General features: G+C 69.2%; 15 protein-coding genes. 6 read left to right on the top strand and 9 right to left on the bottom strand.

Translation table 11 applies throughout. The features are described 5' to 3' along the window. Positions 1–398 (bottom strand): glycoside hydrolase family 3 N-terminal domain-containing protein (locus VD972_RS39705; RefSeq protein WP_324994230.1); only part of this gene is annotated, 398 nt, incomplete at its 3' end. A 167-nt stretch (positions 399–565) separates the two neighbouring features. Here VD972_RS39705 and VD972_RS39700 point away from each other — a divergent pair. Next, a complete protein-coding gene (locus tag VD972_RS39700; RefSeq protein WP_324994228.1) occupies positions 566–1,804 on the top strand; it encodes a cyclic nucleotide-binding domain-containing protein in 1,239 nt (412 codons plus the stop codon). Between the two features lie 10 nt (positions 1,805–1,814). On the opposite strand, the gene VD972_RS39695 is transcribed toward VD972_RS39700, so the two are convergent. After that, positions 1,815–2,495, bottom strand: a complete 681-nt coding sequence (locus VD972_RS39695) for a Crp/Fnr family transcriptional regulator (RefSeq protein ID WP_324994226.1) — start codon at positions 2,493–2,495, stop codon at positions 1,815–1,817. Between the two features lie 200 nt (positions 2,496–2,695). Here VD972_RS39695 and VD972_RS39690 point away from each other — a divergent pair, with 200 nt between their 5' ends. The 3 genes from VD972_RS39690 (at position 2,696) to VD972_RS39680 (ending at position 6,103) form a co-directional block, all read left to right on the top strand. After that, positions 2,696–3,427, top strand: coding sequence for a DUF2381 family protein (locus VD972_RS39690; RefSeq protein ID WP_324994224.1), 732 nt, complete (start codon positions 2,696–2,698; stop codon positions 3,425–3,427). 188 nt (positions 3,428–3,615) lie between these two features. Further along, positions 3,616–4,176 carry a hypothetical protein gene (locus tag VD972_RS39685; RefSeq protein WP_324994222.1) on the top strand — a complete coding sequence of 187 codons (561 nt, stop codon included), beginning with the start codon at positions 3,616–3,618 and terminating at the stop codon, positions 4,174–4,176. A 190-nt stretch (positions 4,177–4,366) separates the two neighbouring features. After that, positions 4,367–6,103, top strand: a complete 1,737-nt coding sequence (locus VD972_RS39680) for an RIO1 family regulatory kinase/ATPase (protein ID WP_324994221.1) — start codon at positions 4,367–4,369, stop codon at positions 6,101–6,103. A gap of 27 nt (positions 6,104–6,130) precedes the next feature. Here the strand turns inward: VD972_RS39680 and VD972_RS39675 are convergent, their stop codons facing one another. The 7 genes from VD972_RS39675 to VD972_RS39645 all read right to left on the bottom strand — a co-directional run bounded on the left by VD972_RS39675 (position 6,131) and on the right by VD972_RS39645 (position 14,659). Further along, the gene (locus VD972_RS39675) at positions 6,131–6,802 is read right to left on the bottom strand and encodes a hypothetical protein (RefSeq protein WP_324994219.1); all 672 of its coding nucleotides are present in this window, start codon (positions 6,800–6,802) and stop codon (positions 6,131–6,133) included. Between the two features lie 11 nt (positions 6,803–6,813). After that, entirely contained in the window at positions 6,814–7,611 is a 798-nt protein-coding gene (locus tag VD972_RS39670; RefSeq protein WP_324994217.1) for a TPM domain-containing protein, read from the bottom strand. Between the two features lie 53 nt (positions 7,612–7,664). Beyond that, positions 7,665–9,440, bottom strand: a complete 1,776-nt coding sequence (locus tag VD972_RS39665) for a sensor histidine kinase (RefSeq protein WP_324994215.1) — start codon at positions 9,438–9,440, stop codon at positions 7,665–7,667. Between the two features lie 19 nt (positions 9,441–9,459). After that, positions 9,460–11,559, bottom strand: a complete 2,100-nt coding sequence (locus tag VD972_RS39660; RefSeq protein ID WP_324994213.1) for a BatA domain-containing protein — start codon at positions 11,557–11,559, stop codon at positions 9,460–9,462. Beyond that, positions 11,556–12,437 (bottom strand): DUF58 domain-containing protein, encoded by an 882-nt coding sequence (locus tag VD972_RS39655; RefSeq protein ID WP_324994211.1) that lies wholly within the window; start codon positions 12,435–12,437, stop codon positions 11,556–11,558. The genes VD972_RS39660 and VD972_RS39655 overlap by 4 nt, the downstream gene beginning before the upstream one ends. Before the next feature lie 12 nt (positions 12,438–12,449). Beyond that, positions 12,450–13,457 (bottom strand): MoxR family ATPase, encoded by a 1,008-nt coding sequence (locus tag VD972_RS39650; RefSeq protein ID WP_324994209.1) that lies wholly within the window; start codon positions 13,455–13,457, stop codon positions 12,450–12,452. A 203-nt stretch (positions 13,458–13,660) separates the two neighbouring features. Continuing rightward, positions 13,661–14,659, bottom strand: a complete 999-nt coding sequence (locus tag VD972_RS39645) for an alpha/beta hydrolase family protein (protein WP_324994207.1) — start codon at positions 14,657–14,659, stop codon at positions 13,661–13,663. Between the two features lie 615 nt (positions 14,660–15,274). Between VD972_RS39645 and VD972_RS39640 the strand changes: the two genes are divergently transcribed. After that, positions 15,275–16,663, top strand: coding sequence for a styrene monooxygenase/indole monooxygenase family protein (locus tag VD972_RS39640; RefSeq protein ID WP_324994204.1), 1,389 nt, complete (start codon positions 15,275–15,277; stop codon positions 16,661–16,663). A 136-nt stretch (positions 16,664–16,799) separates the two neighbouring features. Beyond that, positions 16,800–17,388 (top strand): methyltransferase family protein (locus VD972_RS39635; protein WP_324994202.1); only part of this gene is annotated, 589 nt, incomplete at its 3' end.

The raw sequence follows: 17,388 nt of genomic DNA, 5'->3' as shown, positions 1-17,388 counted from the left end.
TTGGTGTCCACGTCGAGCACGGGCGCGAAGTCCCAGTCGAAGCCCACGGCGCGCAGCTCGTGCGCGAGCAGCCGCCCGACGCGCTCGGCGAGGCCCTCATCTCCCCGCTGCCCCAGCTCGCGCATGGAGGGCAGGGCGGTGAAGGGCGCACCCCGCAGCCGGGCCACGCGGCCGCCTTCCTGATCCACCGAGAGGATGAAGGGCCGGCGCGCGCGCGTCTTGATGTCCCGGCACAGGGCCGCCGTCTCCTGCGCGGAGCCGACGTTCCGCTTGAAGAGGATGGCGCCGAAGATGCCGTCATCCACGAGCGCGGCGAAGTCCTGATCGATGCGAGGGCCAGGGAAGCCCACCATGAAGAGGCGGGCACAGTCGCGGTAGAGAGCGGAGGCAGTTGTCACCACCCCACCTTACCCACATCGCTGGGGGCTCGCAGGTGCGGTGTGAACGGCTTCACACCTGGAGCGTGATTCCCCTCACAGATCCCACGCCCCGAAAGAGGCAGGCTAACGCTGACAGGCTCGAAAACCCTTGAGAGGGGAACGGGCCTGGAAGGGGGGGAATTCTCATGACTCACGTGGTTCGCCAGCGCAAGGACAAGGCCGCGGAATTGCTGGCTTCGGGAGAGGTCGAAGCCGCGCTCTCCGAGTATCAGAAGGTCGTGGAGGAGGTCCCCGAGGACCTGACGAGCCGCCGCATGGTGGCGGAGCTCTTCCAGCGGCTGGGGCGCCGCAAGGACGCCCTGGCGACGTATGAGGTGCTGGCGGATGCCTGGGCGCGGCGTGGCTGGATGCTGAGGGCCATGGCCCTGTGCAAGATCATCCTCCAGATCGAGCCGCGGCACGAGCGCACCCAGCGGTTGCTGGCCGAGCTCTACTCCCGCCGGCAGACCCCGCCGCTGCTGCTCGCGCCCACGCCGGTCTCCGCGCCCTCGGATCCTGTGGCCGTCGTGTCCCAGCCCGGCACGGGCAAGGTGCCGCGCTTCCCCATCTTCTCGCAGCTGAGCGGGGACGCCTTCCTGTCGCTGCTGGAGGGCCTGGAGATGCGGTTCTTCCAGCCCGGGGACATCGTCATCGACGAGGGCACGGTGTGTACCTCCATGTTCGTCATCGTGGAGGGGAGCGTGGAGGTGGTGCAGAAGCTGGAGCAGGGCGGGGAGCGCTCGGTGGCCCTCATGGGCGAGGGCAACCTCTTTGGAGAGATGGTGCTGGCGGCCGAGGGGCCCGGGCGCGCCCGCATCAAGGCGTACGAGCCCACGGTAGTGCTGGAGCTGACGCGGGTGCGCGTGGAGCAGCTGATCATGCGCTACCCCGCCGTGGGGCAGGTGCTGCAGACCTTCCACCGGGAGCGGATGCTCGGCCAGATGATGAGCAACAGCCCGCTGTTCCGTCCCCTGTCGCAGGTACAGCGGCAGGCAGTGGCGCTCGAGTTCCAGCTCTGCTCGCTGCCGGCGGACAGGCCCCTGATCGCCCAGGGGCGGGCGGTGGATGCGCTCTATGTGCTGCTGCGAGGCCGGTGTCGAGTGACGCACCATCGCTCCGATGGCGGCGAGCTCGCCTGCCAGCCGCTGCAGGAGGGCGACATGTTCGGGGAGATCGCTCTGCTGCTCGGCACGTCTGCCACCGCCACCGTCGTCACGGACACGGAGTGCACCCTGCTGAGGCTGAGCCGCGACGCGTGTGAGCGGCACCTGCTCAGCCAGCCGGGGCTGCGCGACTACCTCTCGCACATGGCCTCCGAGCGCCTGGAGCGTACCGCGCGCCTGATGGCAGGGGATGAGGCGGCCAACGACGACGTCTATGGCTGATCGGTGCCGGCTACTCGGCATCCTGGAGGAGCCGCTCGGGGTGGACCAGGGTGATCTGGCCCCCCTCGTAGGAGAGCAGGCCCTCGCGGACGAAGAAGCGCAGCCACTTGTTGGTGCTCTCCCGGGTGAGGCCGCACAGGTTGGCGAGCTCCGCCTGGGTGAGCTTCTGCGTGATGACCACGCCGTCGGTGCCGGGCCGGCCCTGGCTCCTGGCCAGCTCGAGCAGCACGCGGATCAGCCGGGTGCGCGCATCCAGGAACGTCGCGTCGTGGACGAGCCGCGTCACCCGCCGCACCAGGCGGCTCAGCGAGGCCAGCAGGCCTAGCGCCACCTGGGGCGAGGACTCCAGGAAGCGGTGGAAGCTCTCCTGCTGGAGGCTCAGCAGCTCGGTCTCTTCCCTCGCGACGGCGTCCGTGGAGCGGGGCTCCCCATCCAGCAGCGCCAGCTCCCCGAAGAAGTCTCCTCGCTCCAGCAGGGCCAGCGTGGCCTCCTTGCCGTCCAGGGAGCTCAGGCGGATGGCGACCTGCCCCTTGCGGATGATGAAGAGGGCGGTGCCCACGTCCCCCTCGTGGAAGATGACCTCTCCCTTGGGGTAGCGCCGCGCGTGGAGCAGGCCGGACAGGTGCTCGAGCTGCTCCTGTGCGAGGTGCTCGAACATGGGAACCTTCGCCAGGAACTGCGCGTACGACACCGGACCTCCTCGACTGGGGCACCCCCGCGCTGAATCCGTTCCGTATGGAGCGTGCCCCGCCGAGTCACGATATCCCGGAAGAGGCTGCTCTCCCAGAAATCACCGCCTGCCTCTGAGGCCTGCACTTGGGAGACACGTCGCTAGCGTTGTTCATCTGTTAGGGTGGTGACCTCGGAGGTTCTGCTTCCTTGGCCCAACCCATGACGTGGCCTTTCCTCGCGCTCTCCCTTCTGGTGGTGAGTGCCGCCTCCGCCCAACCCCAGTTCCCTGCCCGGCAGCGCCAGGATCGGCGTGCCTCGCTGCCCACCACTTCTGCCGAGCCTATCCCCGAGGTGTACGTGGCCGCAGGCAACCTCACCCTGGTGGCCTTCAACGGCCCCCTGGACCGCGACAGCCTCGTGGTGGACCGAACCCGCTTCAAGTGGGTGGACGTCGGCGACCGCATCCTCGCCCTGGAGCCCATCACGGACCTGGGCCCGGGCGAGCGGCTCATCATGCAGGTGGGCTTCAAGGATCGCGCCCTGCCCGCGAAGGCCGTCCTTGCCGTCATCTCCAAGGCGGAGATGATGGACGGAAAGGTGGAGGTGGACCGGCGGGCGAACACCCCCGAAGCCCTCCTCGCTGCCCTCACCCAGAAGGAAGCGGAGTTGGAAGATCTCAAGGCTCGGTCTGCGGGAAGCGGCCCGGCTGGGCTTGTCCTTTCTGAGTGGCTCAACCCGAACAGCCGTGAGGGGGTGTTGAGCGAAGGCACTGGGGCAAGTCGGTGGAGCCTCCGTCGGCGCAGGCCCAGGCCGATGAACGCCGCGGAGGTCTGCTGGACGCACCCGGGCCAAGGCGCACGCCTTGCGCGGCCACTGAGTCCGCAGGCCCCTTCCCCTCTTTCCAGGCCGGAGATTCGGGGGTGGGCCTGCTGGCGGCGGGGCCCGGAATGAACCTGTCAGACAAGCAGTCAGGTTGGCCCAGGCTGCTCCCGGCAGGTGGCAGTGGACGGCAGTTCGGGTTCCAGGTTTTGCCCAGGCCGCAGTTCCGCCGACACGGGCTCGCCGCCGGCTTCAAAACCGGTGCCAAAAAATGGGTAAGGTCGATCTTGCTACCCGTTGCATCCAGCGGTGGAGGGCTCATGCGTGATGCGAAGAGGCGCCACTCAGGGTCGAAGGAGCTCGAGGGGCTGGAGCTGTTCCTCTGGCGGCGTACGGACTGGCGCGGCCAGCGGTGGCTGGAGGACGTGTTCATCAACGGCTCGCCCGTCGCGCTCACGCGCATGTCCACGGCCCTGCGGCGCATGCTGACGGAGCATCCGCCTCGGGGGACGTGCCGCTTCCGGGCGCGTCCCGCCACCCGCGCGGATGTGGCCCGCATCTTCCACGAGACGGATCACCGCACGAAGAAGTCCACGAAGAAGCCTCCCTACGAGGGCCTGGACGTGGAGGAGGCGCTCCGCAAGGCGGGTGCGCGGATGGAGTGGCTCTCCACGCTCACCGTCCAGTGGTCCGCCGAGACGCCCGGCGCCACGCTGCGCCTCCACGGGCGGGAGGTGCTCCTCGAGGCGGGGACGGAGGCCGTCCAGGAGCTCGCCGACGCGTGCGAGGGCCAGGCCGGCGGCTGGGGCAACGAGGGCTGCTTCGGGTCGCACCTCTCCTCCGGGCTCACCTTCGCGCCTGACTGGCTGGGCATCGAATAGCTGGGTAACTCTCTGGAACTACTAGAGGTTCAGACTTTCAGGGAGGGATGGGGCCCCAAGCCACTCCCACATGGGAGCAGGCGAGGGACACACTGCAGAGTAGCCCGTCGTCCCGCCGTGAGGTACGACAGGCAGAGGGCTCGGGGCGGCAGCGAAACGACCGGGTAAGCGTGGTACACACAGGGCTCTTATGCACGCAGCGCTCGAAGTCCTCCTCGCCGACGGCGTGATTGATGAAGTCACCACCCGCCTCAAGAGCGGCAAAGAGGCGGACGTGTACATCGTCACGCACGGCGGCCAGTACGTGGCGGCGAAGATCTACAAGGAGCGCACCCAGCGCAGCTTCAAGAACAACTCGGGCTACAAAGAAGGGCGCCTGGTCCGCAACAGCCGCACGCGGCGAGCCATGGAGAAGGGCAGCCGCTTCGGACAGGCGGCCGAGGAAGAGGCGTGGAAGACGGCCGAGGCGGATACGCTTGGCAAGCTGCACGCCGCCGGGGTGCGGGTGCCTGCGCCGGTGATGTTCTACGAGGGCGTGCTGTTGATGGAGCTGGTGGTGGACGCCGAGGGCCAGCCCGCGCCGCGCCTGATCGACGCGCTGCTGACGCCGGAGCTCGCGACGGAGTTCTACCGGGATCTGCGGCAGCAGGCGGTGAAGATCCTCTCCTGCGACCTCATCCACGGGGATCTGAGCGCGTACAACATCCTGCTCGGGGCCAGCGGCCCCATCATCATCGACTTTCCGCAGACCGTCGCCGCGGCGGCCAACAGCCGCGCGGAGTTCTTCTTCAAGCGGGACCTGGAGAACCTGCGCCTCTTCTTCGCAGGCTACGACCCGAGCCTGATGGGGCGCGAGGGGGACGCGTCGGAGATCTGGCGGGCCTATGTCCGGCGAGAGCTGACCCCAGACTTCGTGCCGAGCGGCCGAGGCGCCCCGGACGCGCGAGGCCCGCGGCGCTCCGGAGGCAAGCCGCACGGTGAGGGAGGGCGCTCCTTTCTCCCGGCGGAGCGCCCGTTCGTCCCGGTGGCCGAGGCCGCGGCTCCCGAGGTGGAGGACGAGTTCGCGCTGCTGCGCCAGGGAGGTGGCGAGCGTCCCAAGGTGGCCCAGCTGGCGCGGGCGGGGCGAGGTGGAGATCGTTCGCACCGGGGTGGCCCAGGGGGCGGTCCTCGGGGCGGCGGGCACTCGGGGCGGACGGGCGGAGGTGGTCGGCGCGGTCCTCCCCTGGGTGGCTCCTCTCCTCAGGGAGCCGGTGGGCAGTCTCGGCCGCAGGGCGAGCGTCCTCAGGGAGGCAGCAGAGGGGCCGGGCCCCCAAACGGCGCGCGAGCTCCGCACGGTGGTGGAGGAGCTGCAACGGCGCATGGCACGCGAGCTCCGCACGGCGGTGGAGGAGCTGCAACGCCGCACAACGCACAGGCTTCACACAGCGGTGGAGGGGCAGGACAGCCGCACGGCGCGCAAGCTCCAAACGGAGGAGGAGCAAGGCAGCCGCACGGCGCGAGGGCACCCCACGGCGGCGGCTCCCAGCAGCCGCGCGGTGCGAGGGCACCCCACGGCGGCGGAGGCTCCGAGCAGCCACACGGCGCGAGAGCTTCCCACGGCGGCGGAGGCTCCGGACAGCCGCGCGGCGCACGAGCTCCGCCTGGTGGTGGAGGGCAGGGGGCTCCTCACGGCAGGCGAGGCCCTCACGGTGGTGGAGGGCAGGGCGCGCCTCGGGGCGGCCATCCTCAGCATGCAGCGGGAGGCGGGCCTCCTCATGCCGCGAATGGGGGAGCGCATCCGCAGCAGCATGGCCATCAGGGACCTCGCGGAGAGCGGCCGCACAGCCCCCGTCAGCCTCGACAGGGCCGGCGCGGCACCGCTCCCGTGGTCTCCTATGTGTCGCGCGGTGCCGCCTCGGATCCGGGTGGCTCCTCAGAGGAGTCGTGAGCGGCCGGAGCACGCTGGGGCGCCAGGTCAGTCCCTGATCACCAGGGCATCGGCGAGCTCGTTGCGGTTCTGAGTGGAGGCAGGCAGTGCCTCTGCGAGTGCGAGTCCCGCCTGCTCGATGGTGTTGCAGAGCGCGTCCGTATGCGCGCCCTTCCGCAGCTCCGAGACCAGGCTCGCGCACAGCGCGTCCACCTTCTGCTGCCCCAGCTTCTCCAGCACCTGGGCGTCCGCGAGCACCACGGCCATGCGCTCGAGCAGGCTGACGTAGATAAGCAGGCCACTGCCGCCCTCGGTGTGGTGGACGCGGCGGTCGAAGAAGGACTCCCGGGCGGCGCGCTCCACCTCGACCTTCTGCTCACGCCGCGGGGTGAACAGCAGGCGCAGGCCTCCGGACAGGTGGGCCAGGAGCACGCCCAGCAACCACCCGCCGAGCACCAGCCCTAGCACCGAGGGCAGCCCGAGCCTGGGACGGGGAACGCCCCACTCGGAGAGCTCGACTCCTTGGGCCAGCCACCAGCCCCCGCACAGGGTGAGCACCCCGAACCAGAGGCCGACCATGTCCTCGGCCCGGTCATAGCGCCCGCTGGAGGTGGCGATGACGGGGACGATCTCCGAGGAGGTGCGAGTCTCGGCTCGGGTGACGGCCTCGGTGACGCGCCGGTGGTCCGCTTCGCTGAAGAGCTTGGATGCGGGCTTCATGGCTTCTCCCCCTACCACGAGCCTGTGGCGCCACCGCCACCCGAAGAACCGCCTCCGCCCCCGCCGCCGCCGCCGGAGTGGCCGCCTCCCCAGTGGTGGTGGTGATGGTGGCGCCTCGAAGTCAGCAGGGCGAACACGAAGCCCAGGATCGTCCACAAGACGCCGAAGATGATGCTCCAGAAGCCCCAGGCGGAGCCACGCGTGCCGCTGCGCAGCAGAGAGATGACGCTCCAGAGCAACACCAGTCCGCCACCCCCGAACCCCAGCTTCATCTCCTGGGTGAGGGGCCTGCGAGGCAGCTCCTGGCCACGGGCCATGCCGTCCAGCGCGGACGCTCCGAAGACCAGGCCGGACGAGTAGCGGTCCTTCTTGAAGGCCGGGACGAGGTGATCCTGCATGAGGCTCCAACTCTGGGCATCCTTCTCCTGGCCCCAGCCGGCACCCAGCTCGATGCGGGCCTTCCGGTCGAGCCGGCTGACCAGCAGGAGGATCCCCATGCTCTCCTCGGGGCCCTGGTCGGTGGAGGTGCCAATGCCCCAATCTCGGAAGAGGAGGGAGGCGAAGTCCTCGACGTCCATCCTCGCCCCGCCGTACTGTGCCATCGAGTCGATGGCCACGACGACGAGCTGGATCTGCTGATCGGCCCAGAGCCGCTCGCCCATCGCCTGGATCTCCGCTTCGTCCTCGGTGGTGATGAGGTCCGCCGGGTCAACGACATGCTGGCCGCTGTCAGGTGGGGTGGGGAAGCGGAGCGCCGCATGCGCGGACAGGGACAGCAGCAGTGCTGCCAGCAGAGCCAGGATCTTCACCAGGAGCCTCCGAACCATCGGCAGGAAGGGCCGTGGCTCGGCCCCGCCCTACACTACACCGACGGGGAGGTGGGACGTGCCGCCGCGGGAGTCCGGGGGAGCACCACGGTGAATGTGGCTCCCTGCCCGGGAGTGCTCTCGACCTGGATGCTGCCACCCATCGCCTCGACGATGGTGCGGGTGATGTGGAGGCCCAGGCCCAGGCCTCCATAGTGGCGATCGGACACGGCACGCTCGAAGCGCTCGAAGATCCGCGACAGGCTCTCTGGCCCGATGCCGATGCCCTCATCCCTCACGCGCAGGCAGGCCCGGCCCGCGTCCGCCTCCAGGGAGACATGGATGGGCTTGCCAGCGCCGTACTTGATGGCGTTGTCGACCAGGTTGGTGATGACCTGCTCCAGCCGGAGCCGATCCCACTGCCCGGCCACGTGCTTCGCCGTACCCTCGAGCACGAGTGCTGAGCCAGCCCGTGCTGCCTCGGGCTCGTAGCGCGCGACGACCTCACGAGCGAGCGCGCCCAGCTCCACCTCCTCGAACTCCAGGCGGAACCGTCCGCCGGCGATCCGGGCCACGTCGAGCAGATCGCTCATGAGCTCGGACAGCTTCTTCACCTGACGCGAGGCCACGGCGATGTAGCCCTCCACGGCTCTCCGGAAGGGCGAGTCTGGCTGTCGCTGCACCTCGCGCACGAGCATCTGCAGCTTCAGGCTCAGGGGAGTGAGGGGCGTCTTCAGCTCGTGGCTGGCGATGGAGAGGAACTCATCGCGCAGGCGGACGGCCTCCTGGGCCTCCCGGTAGAGCCGGGCATTCTCGACGGAGAGCGCAGCGCGGCGGGCGAGCTCCTCCAGCAGGGTGCGCTCCGCCGCCGTGTAGCGCCGGCCCGAGTGGAACGTGAAGAAGGACAGCACACCGAGGGCGCGCCCGCGCACCACCAGCGGCACCGAGATCAACTGCGGGCTGTTCTTAGGGATGACTCCGGCGCGCTGTACTTGCTGAGCCAGCTCGGCATCCTCGGACGCCGCGCACACGGCCTCCACCCGTTTGAACGACCCATCGTCCTGCATCAGATCCACCAGGCACCAGTCCGCCAGGGTGGGGACGGCGAGCCGGGCCACGTTCCGCAAGGTGGCCTCATAGTCCAGGGACGAGGCGAGCACGGCACTGGCCTCGGAGAGGAAGCGCGAGTGCGACTCCGCGCGCTTGAGCTCCTCCTCGGCGTGGCGCTGCTCCGTGACGTCCCGCTGGGTGCCCCAGGCGCCCTGGAGGTGGCCTCCCTGGACGATGCCCATGAGGTTGTTGAGGAAGACCCTGGGCGTGCCATCCTGCGCCACCTCCTGAGACTCCGCGCCGTCGATCCGGTAGCCGCTCTGGATGAAGGCCCGCAGGTACTCGGTGTTGCGCGGGTCCTCTCGGACGAGCAGCGCGTCCAGCCGAGCGCCCTTGAGCTCCTCCGCGCTGCCGAAGCCATACATCCGGGCCATGGCGTCGTTGCACTCCGCGATGTACCCACCCTGGAACATGAGGGCGATCTGCTCATCCTCGGGCAGTGTGGTGGGCACGGGGGGAGCAGCGACGAAGCGGAAGATGCCCTCGGTGCTCTTGCTGACGAACGCCCGGTAGCGCTCCTCGCTGTTCTTCAGCTCGGAGGCCAGCGCCTCTGCCTGCTGGCGCGCATGAACCAGGGAGATGAAGGCGGGAGCCTGCATCAACACCTCGTACAGGCGGGCCCGCTCCGCCTCCGCTTCTCTCCGGGCCTGGCGCTCGCGCTCCAGGAGCTCGGTCAGCTCGGCACGCGTGGGTGCTGCGTCTGGGGGATCACGGGTCGGCACGAGGTGGATCCGACCCGCGCTACTTCCGGAGCAGCGTGCCCTCGAGGAAGAAGGCGGCGCAGGCGGCGACGATGAGCCACGTCCACAGGGGCACCTTCGGGCGCTCGGCGTCGCTGCTGGAGGCCTTCACCGTCTCCTCACCGAAGTAGGCGGTGAGCGTGTCGGTGGGGACACGCGTGAGGTCGCTCTCGGCTGGATCCAGCGTCACGGGGAAGTCGAGCGCCTGGAGCGGCTTGCCCTCGGCGCCCAGCACGGCATGCAGGCCCGGCTCGACCACGGGCCCTGCGACCAGGCTGCCGTCCTGCTGCGCCTTGACGGGAAGCTCCGTCCCATCCGGAGCGCGCACCGCGGCGATGGCCTGCCCACCCTCGGGCCGCAGCGTCACCGTCTCGCCCACGCGCACGCGCTGCTCCACCCGCTCCTCCAGCGAGCCGGTGAGGTATGCGGCGAAGCGCTGCATGAGCGGGAGGAAGCTGGTGCGGATGGCAAAGTCGCTCCAGTCGCGATCCACCGTGCTGGTGAAGAGCGCCACGCGCCCCTTGCCTCGCCGCGCCACCGCGACGGCCGGTGCGCCGTCCTCGTAGGTGGCCAGCACCTGACTGGTGCCAGCGGCCGCGGGGCTGTCCGCCTCCAGCAGCATGTACCGGTAGAAGCGAGCCCCCACCAGGCCCTCCTCGGCGCGACCGGTGAAGGGCGAGAAGAGCGGGTGCTCCACCTCCACCTGCGCCAGCTTCGCCGACTTCGTCTCCGCCTCGGGGTCCTCTCGCTCCACGCTGGTGCGCACCAGGCGCAGCGCTCGGGGCAGCAGCGTGCCGAGCCGCTTGTTGTACGCATCCGGGTCCACCCGGTCGCCCATGCTCACGAAGAGGCCGCCGCCCGCGTCCACGAAGGAGGCCAGCCGCTCCGCGTCCTCCGGGCTTGGAGGGGACACGTTGAGCAGCAGCACCAGGTCATACGCGGAGAAGTTCTCGCGCAGGCCGGCGTCCGTGTCGCGCACCGCCACCTCCACCGGCGAGCCCGGGGCGGACAGGGCCGCCTCCACGAAGAAGGCCTCGTCCCGGTAGCGCGTGGCGTGCGGCGCGCCGTTGACGACGAGCGCCTTGAGCGCCCGCGGCACCGGCAGCACGAAGGCCCGCTGATCGTCCTCGGGCAGCTCGTCCGGCGCGAGCGTCACCGCGCCCTCCACCGTGCCGCCCTGGGGGAAGCGCACCGTGAGCGTCTTCTGCGCGGTGCCGTTGGCGGGCACATCGACGAAGCCCTTGGCCAGCGTGGACTCGCCCACTCGCACCGCCGCCTCCAGATCCTTCAAGGCCTCCGGGCCATGGTTCTTCACGGTGAAGGTGAACTGGAAGGCGCGAGGCCCGGCCTGCAGCGCGGACTCGATCTTCATGTCCACCAGGGCGTGGTTGGGCAGCGCCTCCTGGCCTGACACCACGTCGCGGAGCACCACCTCGGGCCGCACCAGCTTGCCGGTGGGGTCCTTCACCGTCGGCGGTGGAGCCTCCAGCCGGAAGGCCGAGGCCGTCATGTCCGAGATGAGCACCAGCCGCTTGCCCGGCGTCGGGTTCTCCTCCAGCGCGCGCGCCGCCATCTCCATGCAGCGAGAGAGGTCCGCGGTGCCATACGTGGGCTTCGCCTCGTCGATGATGGCCCGGAGCCGCGCGCGATCGAAGCCGGGCGGTGGCGGCGCGGCGGGCGTGCTCGTGCACACCAGCACCGTGGAGGGCTCATCAGCCTGCAGATCCTTGAGCGCGTCCCGGGCCTCGTCCCGCCCGCGCTCGAAGAGCGAGCTGTCCTTGCCCCACCGCATGGAGAGCGAGGCGTCCAGCACCAAGGCGGTGGCGGCCGGGCCCTTCGCGACCGCCGCGGCCTGCGCATCCTTGCGCAGCTCTGGCCGCGCCAGCGCCACGGGGATGGCCAGGAGGATGAGGGTGCGCAGCGCGTACAGCAGCAGCCGCTTCAGCTTGAGCCGGCTGGCCGTGCGCTTCTGGCTGCGCAGCACGAAGGCCATGGGCGGGAAGGGATGCGGGCGAGGCCGCCGCCGATCGAACAGGTGCACCAGCAGGGGAATGAGCGCGCCGAGCGCTCCGACCAGCATCCACGGGTTGCCGAAGATCACCGCCGCCTCCCCCGCCGCCCCAGGAAGCGCAGCAGCACCTCGTCCAGCCGCTCGTCCGTGCGGACCAGCTCGTAGTCCACGTCCGCCTCGGCACAGGCCGACTTCACGCTCGCGAGGAAGGCGCCGAACTCCTCCAGGTAGCTCTCCTTGATCTCCCGTGGGTTCACCTCGATGCGGCTGTCCCCCTCCATGTCCAGGAAGAGGGTGGGATCATCGAAGGGGAAGGTGAGCTCCGCGGGATCCACCACGTGGAAGAGCACCACGTCGTTCTTGCGCTGGCGCAGGGCGAGGATGCGCTTGAGCGCGTCCTGGCGCTCATCCAGCAGGTCCGAGAGGACGATGACGGTGGAGCGGCGTGGGAGCACCTCGGCCAGGTGGTCCGCCGCGCCAGCCAGGTTCGTCGTGCCCTGGGCCTGGATGTGCTCCAGCGCATCCAGCAGCACGTTGAGGTGCCCGGCGGAGGCGCGCGGGGGCACGTCCTTGAAGGCGTCCCCCACCATCACCGCGAGCCCCGCCGCGTCCTGCTGGCGCACCAGCAGGTAGCACAGCGCGCCAGCCAGGATGGTGGACACCTCCAGCTTGGAGAGCACCCCGCTGCGGTAGCCCATGGAGGCCGAGGCATCCACCACCATCACCGAGCGCAGGTTCGTCTCATGCTCGAAGCGCTTGATGTAGTACTTGTCGAACTTGCCGTAGGCCTTCCAGTCCAGGTGGCGCAGCTCATCGCCGGGGGCGTACTCCTTGTGCTCGGCGAACTCCACGCTCTGGCCCTGGTGGGGGCTCTTGTGGAGGCCGGACAGCACGCCCTCCATCACCGCGCGGGCGCGCAGCTTCACCCCCTGCAGCCGGGACAGCGTCTGGGCGTCGAGCAGCGTCATGGAGCCCCGCGGCTAGCCCTTCACCGTGGAGAGGAGCTGATCCACCAGCTTCACCGAGGTGATGCCCTCGCTCTCGGCGGTGAAGTTGGGCAGCACGCGGTGGCGCAGCACGGGGCGGGCCAGGGCGCGCACGTCCTCCACCGTGGCCACGAAGCGCCCGGAGAGGATGGCGCGGGCCTTGGCCGCGAGCACCAGGTACTGGCTGGCGCGCGGGCCGGCGCCCCACGAGACGTTCTTCGCCACGAACTCGGGCACGCCCGGCTCCTTGGGGCGCGTGTTGCGCACCAGCTCCACCGCGTAGCGCACCACGTGGTCCGGCACGGGCACCCGGCGCACCAGCTCCTGGAGGGCGAGGATGCGCTCGGGCGAGAGGATCTTCTCCAGCTTCGGCTGGGCCCCGGCGGTGGTGCTCTTGACGATCTGCACCTCCTCCTCGGCGGAGGGGTAGCCCACGTCCACCAGGAACATGAAGCGGTCGAGCTGGGCCTCGGGCAGCGGGTAGGTGCCCTCCTGCTCGATGGGGTTCTGCGTGGCGAACACGAGGAAGGGCAGGTCCAGCGGGTAGGTGCGCCCGCCGGCGGTGATGCGGTACTCCTGCATGGCCTGGAGCAGCGCCGCCTGCGTCTTGGGCGGGGTGCGGTTCACCTCGTCGGCCAGGATGATGTTGGCAAACAGCGGGCCCTGAACGAAGCGGAAGGTGCGGTGGCCAGTGGCCTTGTCCTCCTCCAGGATGTCCGTGCCGGTGATGTCCGAGGGCATCAGGTCCGGCGTGAACTGGATGCGGTTGAAGGAGAGGTTGAGGACGTCCGCCAGCGTGGAGATGAGCAGCGTCTTGGCCAGGCCGGGCACGCCCACGAAGAGACAGTGGCCGCGGCTGAACAGGGAGATGAGCAGGTGCTCGACGACGTCCCGCTGGCCGACGACGCGCTTCTCGATCTGCTCGACGATCTGCGCCCGGGCCTGGGCGAGCTCCGCGACAGCGTGGAGGTCTTCGGTGGAGGAGGGTGCGACGCTTTCCATAAGTCGGTTCTCTTAACCGGGGTGGAGCGCGGGAACCATCGGTTTCCGCACCTCCCGTCCGTGGCGGACGTGGACGGGCAACCCCGGAGGCACACTCCTATTCCAACCCTCCGGCCGGGCAGGAGCTCTCGGGAAGCTCGGGCGCCTGCCCACCGAGGGAAGAGGACTCACTCACGACGAGCTCCGAGGAGTCCTGGTGCGGGTCAGCTCTCGGGCGCTTCCGGGGGGAGCTGGAGGGGCTCGACCCGAGAGAAGGCATCGAGGATGGCGCGGGCAATGATGGAGCGTCCGGTGAGGAGTCCGTGCACGTGACCTCCGCGCAGGTAGCGCAGCTCGGCGCCGCGCCAGTGCTGCAGCAGGCGCAGGGTGGAAGCAGCGGGGACGAACCCATCCTGGCGCGCGGCGAGGAGGATGGCGCGGCGGGGGTTGGAGAGGGGGGGAACCTGGGTGAGGGACAGGCCCTCCAGCAGCTCGGCCAGTCGCTGGCGCGCGGCCTCCGCTCCGCCGCACGTGCGCCCCAGCGCCTCCCAGTCGGGCAAGGCGGACAGCACACCCTGAGTGAACACGGGCGCCGCCGAGTGCGCCACGGCCACGGGCACCACGGCCATGGGCAGGGGGAAGAAGCACGCGGTGTACGCGGCCATGCTGCCCCCCATGCTGTACCCGGAGATGCCCACCTTGGGATGGCCCCGCGCCAGCAGCCAGCCCAGCAGCGCGACGGCCTCCACTGCCGTGGCCCGGAACATGAGCAGCAGATCCGCCACCGTGCGCAGCGCCTCATCCTTCTGTCCGGGCGGACGGCGCGAGCCGTAATAAGGATTCTCCAACAGCATCACGCCCACACCCTGAGAGAGGAGGGGGCGGGCCAGGAACCGCCGCAGCCCGAAGCCGTGATCCCCAGAGGAGGCCAGGAAGAGGCACACCGGGGGGCGAGGCCCGGCCTCTAGAGGAAGCAGGAGCTGGAAGCGGGCCTCGGCGGACGCGGCGGGCAGCGGCCCCACGGCGGCGGGGCTGGGGAAGCGCCCCTCTTGAACGAGCAGCCGGCCCTCACGCCGCGGAGCGCTCAGCGTCACCTCATGGAGCTCCGGCAGCGCGAAGCCCTGAGGACCCTTGGAGAGCCGCTCGAGGAGCGCGCTGGCGCCCCACCCATCCTCGAAGAAGCGGGGCCGACGGGCAGCGAGCCGCCCGGCGAGCGAGTCCATCCAGTGCATTCAGAGTGCCCTCGGGTATGTTCCAGTGAGGCATACAGCGAGAGCTGGCGCAAGAGGATCACTTCGCCCGAAGCCGCATACATGCCCGAAATTCCTCGGAAAAACGCCCTCCTGACCCTGCCCACAGGAATTCGAGCACCTATTGGATTTCCAAGGGGTGGTTCTGACCCGGGTCATCCAGACCCTGGACTTTTGACGGGTCCACACGATTCCGGCCTGATCCCACCGGATCATGGCAGACTCCGCGCCAGGGTCACAAAAAACCCCCCGAGTTTCCAGTGACCCATCTTCTCAAGGCATGGAAATGAAAGACTTCAAGCGACAGGTACTCATATCAATCCACCAGGAAATCCGCTGATACTGGAAATGCGGCTTAGGCGGGTCCGTGGAGGGTTTCCGGCCTCAAAGAAAGTAGGATGAGAGGGCCCTCAAAAGCAGGGTGAGAGCCCCTTCCCAGGGGTTCTTGACGCGTGACGCAGCGCTGCATCCTCATACCAGGGCCCGGGGCACGGCGGTTGCAAAGTCTAGAGAACCAAGCGCCGGCCCACGCGTCCCGCACCACCTACCGAACATCATCTTCGATTGACTGCATTATCCGGAGGCACCATGCGCCGTATCGCCATCATCGGTTCTGGACAGGCAGGACTCCTCGCCGCGCATGCGCTGCTGAAGGCTGGTTGCCAGGTGACGGTCTACTCTGACCGGACTGCGGAGCAGTGGCTGAACGAGAGCAAGCCCACTGGGACGGCCATGCGCTTCGACATGGCGCTCCAGTTCGAGTACGAGCTGGAGCTCCCCTCGTGGGAGAACGACGCTCCCTGGATCGACGGGACGCACATGACGATGTGCCCCGTCCCGGGCAACCGCATGCTCACCCTGGCGGGCCGCTACCGCCGGCCCGGACTCGCTGTGGACCTGCGGCGACAGAGCCACGCGTGGATGCTCGAGCTCATCAAGCGCGGCGGTCGTATCGAGATCGAAAAGGTCACGGTGGATCGCCTGGAGCAGATCGCCGCCGAGAATGATCTCACGGTCGTGGCTGCGGGGCGCGCGGACCTGTGCAACCTCTTCGAGCGGGATGCGGAGCGCAGCGTCTATGACAAGCCGCAGCGCCACCTGGCCATGGTGTGCATGAAGGGGCCTGCCATGGGCTTCGACGGCATCCCCATGCTGCCGGTGAAGTACAACGTCATCGGTCCCGTGGGCGAGGTCTTCTACGTCCCCTACTTCCACAAGGATGCGGGCGCCAGCTGGAACCTCGTCGTCGAGGCGAAGCCGGGCGGCCCCGCGGATCGCTTCGAAGGGCTCAAGAGCGGCGAGCAGGTGTTGCAGCTCGTCAAGGAAGTGGTCCGCGACTTCCTTCCCTGGGACTACGAGTGGATCCGCGATGCCGAGCTGTCGGATCCCCTCGGCTGGCTCGTGGGCAAGTTCCCCCCCACCGTGCGCAAGCCCGTGGGCCGGCTGCCCTCGGGCCGGTTGGTGGCGGGCGTGGGCGACACGATGATGTCCTTGGACCCCATCGGTGGCCAGGGCGCCAACAACGGCAACAAGATGGTGCGCAACCTCGTCGACTCCGTCATTGCCCACGGGGATCAGCCCTTCGACGCCCAGTGGATGACGGACACCTTCGAGCGCTTCTGGGCCCGGCATGGGCACGGCGGGTACACCTTCACCAACAGCCTGCTGCAGGCGCCCCCGCCCGGGACGCGGGATCTGTTCTTCGCCCAGTACGGCAGCGATGGCCGCTTCGACAACTACAGCGGTGCTCAGGTGTTGGCCAACGCCTTCGCCGAGAACACCAATGACCCGGCGGCCATGCTCCCGATCATGCAGGATCGGCGCAAGATGCACGAGTTCATCGAGAAGACGACGGGCCGCTCGTGGATCCGCGCCGTCGCCAGCGGTGCCATGAGCGTGGCCTGGGAGGAGATCCGCCAGTGGCGCGGGCTGGAGCCGCGCCACCCCATCGTGCCCGAGGTCAAGGTCGCGGCCTGATCCCTGGAAGGGAAACGCACTCACCCAGCCGGCTCGCGGGGGCGAGCCCGGTTGGCTGCAAGGAAGCCAGTGTGCTAACTGGGCATCGCGCTGTTCAGCGATGGAGTCCTCCCAGTCTTCTTCCTTGAGGTGCGCCTTGACGACCCCCCCTTCGCAGCAGCCTGCCCCCGTTGTCCTGACTGAAGCCAGCGGAATCGCGAACGCCTTCAACCCCGCGCTCCCTCCGCCCGCGCTGCTGATCAACCTGGTTGGCGCGGGCATGGTGATGCCCCGCTGCGTCTATGTCGCCGCGAAGCTGGGCCTGGCGGATCTGCTCGCCAAGGGGCCGCTCGAGGTGGAGGAGCTGGCGCGCAGGACGCAGAGTGACAAGAACGCGCTGATGCGGGTCATGTGCACGCTGGAGAGCATGGGCATCTTCGCGCGCGACGGGCAGGCCAGCACCTTCCGCAACACGCCCCTGAGTGAGTTCCTCCGCGCTGATGTTCCGGGCTCCGCGCGGCCCTGGGTGCTCTTCGCGGGGAGCGAGTGGATGTGGGATCTCTTCGGCAAGATGCCGGGGGTGGTGAAGAGCGGCGTCAATGTCTTCGACGATCAGTACAAGACGCCCATGTTCGAGTGGATCGCGAAGCACCCGCCTGCCTCTCAGGAATTCAACAACGGCATGGCGGCCATGTCCGATGTCTCGTCCATGATGGTGGTGCAGGCACTCGATCTCTCGGGCGTGA

The sequence above is a fragment of the Hyalangium sp. genome (assembly GCF_035629615.1).
In the GTDB taxonomy this organism is placed as follows: Bacteria; Myxococcota; Myxococcia; order Myxococcales; family Myxococcaceae; genus Hyalangium.
This window is presented reverse-complemented; position numbering and strand designations above follow the sequence as displayed.

Excerpts from the sequence above, each read along its gene's own strand:
- VD972_RS39700 (WP_324994228.1), top strand. The coding sequence starts at position 566 with ATGACTCACGTGGTTCGCCAGCGCAAGGACAAGGCCGCGGAATTGCTG.
- VD972_RS39690 (WP_324994224.1), top strand. The coding sequence starts at position 2,696 with ATGACGTGGCCTTTCCTCGCGCTCTCCCTTCTGGTGGTGAGTGCCGCC.
- VD972_RS39685 (WP_324994222.1), top strand. The coding sequence starts at position 3,616 with ATGCGTGATGCGAAGAGGCGCCACTCAGGGTCGAAGGAGCTCGAGGGG.
- VD972_RS39680 (WP_324994221.1), top strand. The coding sequence starts at position 4,367 with ATGCACGCAGCGCTCGAAGTCCTCCTCGCCGACGGCGTGATTGATGAA.
- VD972_RS39675 (WP_324994219.1), bottom strand. The coding sequence starts at position 6,802 with ATGAAGCCCGCATCCAAGCTCTTCAGCGAAGCGGACCACCGGCGCGTC.
- VD972_RS39655 (WP_324994211.1), bottom strand. The coding sequence starts at position 12,437 with ATGACGCTGCTCGACGCCCAGACGCTGTCCCGGCTGCAGGGGGTGAAG.
- VD972_RS39650 (WP_324994209.1), bottom strand. The coding sequence starts at position 13,457 with ATGGAAAGCGTCGCACCCTCCTCCACCGAAGACCTCCACGCTGTCGCG.
- VD972_RS39645 (WP_324994207.1), bottom strand. The coding sequence starts at position 14,659 with ATGGACTCGCTCGCCGGGCGGCTCGCTGCCCGTCGGCCCCGCTTCTTC.
- VD972_RS39640 (WP_324994204.1), top strand. The coding sequence starts at position 15,275 with ATGCGCCGTATCGCCATCATCGGTTCTGGACAGGCAGGACTCCTCGCC.